The following is a 6232-nucleotide window of genomic DNA, read 5'->3' as shown; positions in this document are numbered from 1 at the left end:
CGTTACCCGACTGATTCTGCACGCAATCGCGCATGACTTCTGATCCTTACCGACCACCGATCGAATCCTCGTCAAGCATGCGGGTGCATTCTACGGTCCGACGAGTCGCCGTCGTTCTTTCAACTGCTGCATCGGTTATAAACCTAGCTTTGGCGTTCTACATCTTTCGCCTCGCTCGAAGCCGCGTGTCGCCCGGCGAGTGGCGGCAAGACATGGACACATTGCTGATTGTGATTTACATCGGGTCGGCAATTGGGTTTGCGATCGGCGCTATCGCATTTCGGTACGGATTTTTCTACACTGGTCTATTGTTAGCGGCGATGGTCCTGATCGTCGCTGTTGCCGGCCCATTTGTATTCGACCCGTCTTGGGGGCCTGCACAAAAACTGTTCCGCTGACGACCAAAACGCGGGTAACCAAGCCGTGCACCTGAGGACGGCTTGCGCGGTTTAACGAATGGAAAATCAATCGTCCGTCCCAGGTGACGGCAGACGTTATCCCAACTAATGCGCGGAGGTGCCGGCTGATCCTGCTTCGTTGCGGTTCGATCGGCAACGCTCGACTGCCGGGGATGCCGGCCGACTTTTCGTTAAACGCTTGACTCGAAATCACGTCCGAACGTGACGTACCGCATCGCCGGAAAATCTCTTGGTCGCGCTGATCTATTTTTTCCGGCGATGCGGAACGNCACGTTCTCNAAGTTGCTGCCNACGTTTCCCCATGCCCGANGCTTGCGGTTNGTCNGGCATTGGAATGGTTTNCTCCGCTGCAAGCTGCCGAAACGCGGACACTCTCGCCAATGGCTCCATTTGTCTTCTCCCACCGGGCCTCGCCATTGGCGAGAGAGTCCGCGTTTCGGCTCCCTTCGGTCGCCGTGCCCGACCCGCTGACGGTCGGCAACGCTCGAAACTTGCCGACCGACACAACGCCCGCTATNCTGTGGAACGGTGGTCACAACTGCCCAACGCTGATTCAATGCTCGATCCAATGCAATGGGATAACCACGGCATGCACCGGAGTGGCGGTGGTGCGGTTTTCTCGAAATCACGACGTTCGCCGCCACCCGGTGATGCCAACCGTTATCGGAATCAATTCGTATTAGCGAGAATCTGGATATAAACGCTCGAACAATCTCGCTTCGCGATCTGCTCATAGGCGAGGGCTCTACAGGTATCCCAAGCGACCTTCGCGAATCGGATGCATGCTCGTCAACCGCCCGCCTCGCATCCCATACTCGCGGATAACCATCGGATCCACCGGAGCGGGGCTTGCGGCCGTTTTTCAAATGGAACATGCAAACGTCCCCGCCCGGTGATCCGTAACGTTACCCGAACGGATATCTCCCCAATTTAATGGATTTCGGATGACAAAACGCAATTGCTGGGCATGCCACGGTGAAGGTACGATCACCACCGGGAATAAGATTGTAGACCACGACGGAAACAGCCGTTACGACACAACCGGGTATAGAACTTGCAATCGGTGTAATGGCACTGGGATCGAGGGCGCTCAGACCAATTCTAAGGGCGGGTGCGTGCTTGTCTTTCTCAGCCTTGTCGCTGGTCTCGCGACTGCTTCGTATGCGCTGTATGCGATTGCCTAGGCAAAGAGTAGCGGTCGGGTAACCAAGCGATGAACGCGGAGTGGCCGACAGCGAGTTTTCAAATGGACGATCAACCGCGGCCACCCGGTTATCGCCGCCGTTCGCCGACAGGGTGCTCTTACAGCACGACTTCATCACCAATCTTACGCTTCATAACTATCATCACAATCAATTGACTCTGAATCCGTACCAGCCGACACATTTGACTGTTCCCACAGGAACTTCGTGGGTGCGATTGGTCGCGTGCCTAACGGCAATGTTCTTCACGTCGATCGCGTCTGTGTATTTTGTGATTGTTTCAGTTTTCTATTGTTGGATGCTGTTCGTGCCCACGCTTGCTGGATGGACCTACGATCAAATACTTTTGAATGTTCTTATCTGGGCTGCATTCGCTTTTGCTGCAGCCCTGGGATTCCGAACAGCTTTTCGTGCTTTGAATCGTCCACGAGTCGCTGGCGAATGACGTAACTCCGAGCATGATGGAATGCGGCGAACCAGGCGATGGACCGAAGTCGCGGGTAAGGCGTTTTGAAGTGGAAACCACATTGCCGCGACTCGGTCATCGCGGACGTTATCCTGCGTGTGTTTGATGCTCGTAAACGCTTCGCGATGATTTGAGGCCGTTGGCGCTGATGCGACTTTAAATCGAGAGGTGGCGAAATGCTTTGTGTCGTCATGCTTGAACGCTTCGCGAGACCTCCAACTCGTTGGCGCTGATGCGAATACAAGTCGTGAGGTGGCGAAAATGCCAGCAGTTAATTGCACAAATTCTGCTTGCTCTGTTCACTGGAATTGTAGAGAATGTCACCCAGGAGAACGGAGTGCGCGCTGGCCGAATGGCGGGACGAATACCTGGAAATGACCAATACAAACAACAAATGCAGGATAACAATGCGTTGCACCGAAGCGGCGGTGGGACACTGTTTTGAAAATGGAAAACTGTTCGCCGCCGCTCGGTGAACGCTGACGTTATCCGTCTTGAACTGCCTCTTTCTCTCGCAGTGTGTCGTGTTGAATGTCATCCAGATTCGGGCTGGTTCGCGATGGACGAATCGGCGTTGTTATTCTGCCGGCGGGTGCTTGGTCGCATTCGAACTTGTTCACGATTGTTGATTGCCATGTTGTTCAATCGGTTCTGGCGACCCTTTCCTTCTGAGTCTTGTTCGAATGGTTTGGGTTTCACGATTTAACATGTTCGGAGTGCCGCTGGCGTAGATCGGGCTTGAGCGAATGACTGGTCGCCATGTTGTGCTGGCTGGCCGGCGGTGCACTGCCGGGATTTTGAAACATTTTCGGCAGGTTCGGCTTCGGCGTTTGTGTTTCGAAATCGAACCTGTTCCGAGGGTTTGTGTTTGATTCGATTTCGTTGATGGATTGCCTTCGCCTTGAATGTTTGGTTTCTTCAATTCGTTTGGCTGTTGCTCCAAGCCGTTTTCTGGTGTTTAATATCCATGTTGTTCATTCGGTTCTGTTTGTCCTTGGGGATCGGCATGGTTCTGGTTGAACGTTGATGGCTTCCATTTTTGAACTGTTCGGTGTAACGCAGGCGTTGGCTGGTTTTTCCCGGACGGTCTTGTTCGGACGGATAACAAGGCGATGAACCGAAGTCGCGGTGGCAGCTGTTTTTGAAAATGGAAATCCTATTGCCGCGACTCGGTTATCGCGGACGTTATTGGCATCGAATGGAGAGCTTGATGTCGGCGCAGACATTCGACGTGCAACATGTGGACGACGTTTCAACGGTCGTTTTGCCGATGGCTCGACCATACTTGCCAATCCCCACGTTGTTCACCGCGCTTGAATTGTTTGCGCTAGTCGTCGTTCCGGTTTGGCTTCTGTGCTCCGGACTTGTTCGTGTGATTTTCCGCATCCAACCACCACCCCGCGCGAAAATTGCGATTGACTCCGTTGACTTCTCAATGCAACTCTGTGATCGAGGCACTGGCGAGAAGACAACGGTTAACTGCCCACGTAATCGTATTGTCGAATTCCGCAAAAACCGACTTGAGCCTGGGCTGTGGATTCACGTCAAAGACGTACGAATGGAAACGTTTCTGCAGGACGTCGATGATGCTACAATCGAAGCGTTGAGCCAAGCCGTTCGGAAGATTCTGGGGCTAGAGCCCGACGCAATGGCTGAAATGCTCGCTACCGAACGAATCGGCCAATAACCATCGGTTGCAACGGAGCGGCGGTGGTCGCCGTTTTGGCAATGGATGAGTCTTTCGCCGCCGCCCGCTGAACCGTACCGTTCGCCGACGGAAGAAAACGCATTCGTGAATCCTTACGATCCCCCATCGCAATCCGCAACACAGCGTCAGAAATCTACGCCGTTCTTTGTTGCGGCTTCATTGGCAGCGTTCATCGGGTTCGTCGTTGCCGGTCCCGGTCTGGTGTACGTAACCAGCGACATGAACCGCCGCATGGCGTCCGGTCGTCGATACGCAACCTATGATCCAGAACTTTACCTTTTCGGCGTTTCGATCACACCAACCACTGCGCAAGTGCTGACGTTCGGTGTAGCCCCGTTGTTGATCGCGTTTTCGGTATTCCTTTTCTTCCGCGGCGCAAGGAATCGACGACTCAATGTCGACTCGGTTACCGATACGGCCTGACGTAGTCCAATTCGTTGTTACTCATCGGCTTTCCGGCTAGACTTGGGGCTTGCGGTGTCCAAGCCCTTCCTGCGGGGTACATCGCGGCGAACCATGACATGCACGGGAGGACGGCTTGCGCGGTTTTTGAAGTGGAGAGTCTTTCGTCCGTCCCCCGTGATGTCTGCCGTTCTGTCCCTTCGAATGAATCCAACTTGATGACTGAAAAAAGAGCATTCTTAAAACCTGGCCTTGTCCCACTAGTTGTCACACTAGGACTAGGTGCAGCAGTTCTGAGCTGCCTTTGGATCGCTGGAAGTCGTCAGCTTACAAATACGGAGTCTGTGCTGCTCGGTACGATCCTGTCTGCTGCCTCGATGCTCGTGTCTTGGCTAGCTACACATTTGTATTCTCAGCTCAATCTTCGCGACACCATTAAACTGGCAACTGATTCGAACACCGAAAACATTCGCAATCTTGGTGTACGTGCGGCTGAGAAGGTGCTGAATTTGTCCAGCGAACTTGAACGCTTGACGGACGCTTTAAGCACCGCGATTGAAGATGCAGATGAGGTTACTGGAACAAAACAAAACATGATGCTTCGTGAGCGAATGCTTGCAGCGATTCATAATCTTGAAACGTTGAAATCAATGAATGATACGTTTCTTAGTGATTGGCGAGGCGTAATTGGTGAGGAGATTGAACGTCAACATATTCTTCAAAAACAAATCGACGCGTTAACTGTAGAACTCGAGAAACAGACTCGCGACTTATTGAATACCAGTATGATTTCGCCAGATGATCTCGAATCCGTCCAATTACGTATTGAGGATACCGAGCGGCGGTTGACAGAAAAAATTGGGGAACTGCCATTCAAAGTAAGCGCTAAATCGTCGAAACCCAAAAAACAACAGGTCACAATTAAATGTGCTTCATGTGGTACACCGCAGACAATTCAAATGAGGATTAGAAAGGGTGCCAAAAAATTGGTCAAATGTGACACTTGCGAAACCTACTCCCAAGTATCTGCGCTCGATTCGGATGATGTCGATGTTACTCAGGTTCCGATGTACGAGTTCGTCGGGAATTGTCCTGTGTGCATTTCCGAGATTCGGGAACAGATTCCGGCATATGCCGGCGCGATGATAACTCCCACTTGCCCGAACTGTGAGGTTCGGCTGCTACTGTCGAAAACTGCTACCGACGCGAATTTGAAAATCCCACGGGCCAAACGCAATGAAATATCTTCACAAGTTGTGAGTGCGGTTCGTGAAAAACTACCGGATCGTCCGTGGCCAAAACATATTCACAAATCTATTGCCACCGAACTGAAATTATCGAATGGCATTGTGTCTCGCGCCATCGGTTCGCTGATCGAGCAGGGATACTACCCGCTCGAGGAAAACGGAGAATCAATCGACGAGGAAAACGGGACATAACAATATGTTGCACCCAAGTCGCGTTGGTTGCCGCAATTTGAAGTAACGTTCACTCACGCGACTGGGTGAACATTGACGTTATCCGACTCAAATTGAAATCCAACACACATTTCTACTTTGCGCGTTAGCGTAGTATCGGCTCGGTACACTTGATTAATCCCTACGAAAAACAGGCTGCACCCTCGTGCGTCCAAGAACCGCGATCTACACGATGGCTTTACCTTCCCGCTGGACTCTGTCTTGTTGCCGTCGCGTGGTTCACGATCGAACTCGTCTTGCTTGACATGGCTTACGCAACAATGACCAGTGGCGATGAAGTCATGCGCAATGCATTCCTGCTGTTGACCGCGTTAAATAACGCCGCTTCTCTTTTCGCAATCTTTGCTGCTGTTTTTGGTTCGCGACGTGCACTCCGGGGACATTGGGTGATCGCTCTACTTCTTTTGCTTCTTGGTTACTTTGCGATTCTACTTGTTCGTGATTTTGTTGCTCCGCGGGCGATGGAATGGTACATTGTGCGATCTTATACAGGATGAATTGCTTGTGATTCTCCCTATACTGCGGATAACAATGCCATGCACCGGAGCGGCGGTGGT

At 52.1% G+C, this 6232-nt stretch carries 6 protein-coding genes; 5 read left to right on the top strand and 1 reads right to left on the bottom strand.

Features of this window, described 5'->3' with window-relative positions:
* Window positions 1–32 precede the first annotated feature (32 nt).
* Entirely contained in the window at window positions 33–398 is a 366-nt protein-coding gene (locus tag Poly51_RS23375) for a hypothetical protein (RefSeq protein ID WP_146460585.1), read from the top strand.
* 2174 nt (window positions 399–2572) lie between these two features.
* On the opposite strand, the gene Poly51_RS31635 is transcribed toward Poly51_RS23375, so the two are convergent.
* Window positions 2573–2707 carry a hypothetical protein gene (locus tag Poly51_RS31635; protein WP_261344124.1) on the bottom strand — a complete coding sequence of 45 codons (135 nt, stop codon included), beginning with the start codon at window positions 2705–2707 and terminating at the stop codon, window positions 2573–2575.
* 527 nt (window positions 2708–3234) lie between these two features.
* Here Poly51_RS31635 and Poly51_RS23370 point away from each other — a divergent pair.
* The 4 genes from Poly51_RS23370 to Poly51_RS23355 all read left to right on the top strand — a co-directional run bounded on the left by Poly51_RS23370 (window position 3235) and on the right by Poly51_RS23355 (window position 6172).
* On the top strand, window positions 3235–3774 hold the full coding sequence (locus tag Poly51_RS23370) for a hypothetical protein (RefSeq protein ID WP_146460583.1): 540 nt from the start codon (window positions 3235–3237) through the stop codon (window positions 3772–3774).
* A gap of 45 nt (window positions 3775–3819) precedes the next feature.
* Window positions 3820–4218 carry a hypothetical protein gene (locus Poly51_RS23365; protein ID WP_146460582.1) on the top strand — a complete coding sequence of 133 codons (399 nt, stop codon included), beginning with the start codon at window positions 3820–3822 and terminating at the stop codon, window positions 4216–4218.
* Between the two features lie 197 nt (window positions 4219–4415).
* On the top strand, window positions 4416–5636 hold the full coding sequence (locus tag Poly51_RS23360) for a hypothetical protein (protein ID WP_146460580.1): 1221 nt from the start codon (window positions 4416–4418) through the stop codon (window positions 5634–5636).
* Between the two features lie 275 nt (window positions 5637–5911).
* On the top strand, window positions 5912–6172 hold the full coding sequence (locus Poly51_RS23355) for a hypothetical protein (protein WP_146453502.1): 261 nt from the start codon (window positions 5912–5914) through the stop codon (window positions 6170–6172).
* Window positions 6173–6232: the final 60 nt, after the last annotated feature.

The organism is Rubripirellula tenax, assembly GCF_007860125.1.
GTDB lineage: Bacteria > Planctomycetota > Planctomycetia > Pirellulales > Pirellulaceae > Rubripirellula > Rubripirellula tenax.
The sequence above is the reverse complement of the archived record's forward strand: the minus strand, read 5'-3'. Positions and strand labels throughout refer to the sequence as shown.

Coding starts and splice junctions, on each gene's coding strand:
- Poly51_RS23375 (WP_146460585.1), top strand. CDS start 33: ATGACTTCTGATCCTTACCGACCACCGATCGAATCCTCGTCAAGCATG.
- Poly51_RS23365 (WP_146460582.1), top strand. CDS start 3,820: ATGAGTCTTTCGCCGCCGCCCGCTGAACCGTACCGTTCGCCGACGGAA.
- Poly51_RS23360 (WP_146460580.1), top strand. CDS start 4,416: ATGACTGAAAAAAGAGCATTCTTAAAACCTGGCCTTGTCCCACTAGTT.
- Poly51_RS23370 (WP_146460583.1), top strand. CDS start 3,235: ATGGAAATCCTATTGCCGCGACTCGGTTATCGCGGACGTTATTGGCAT.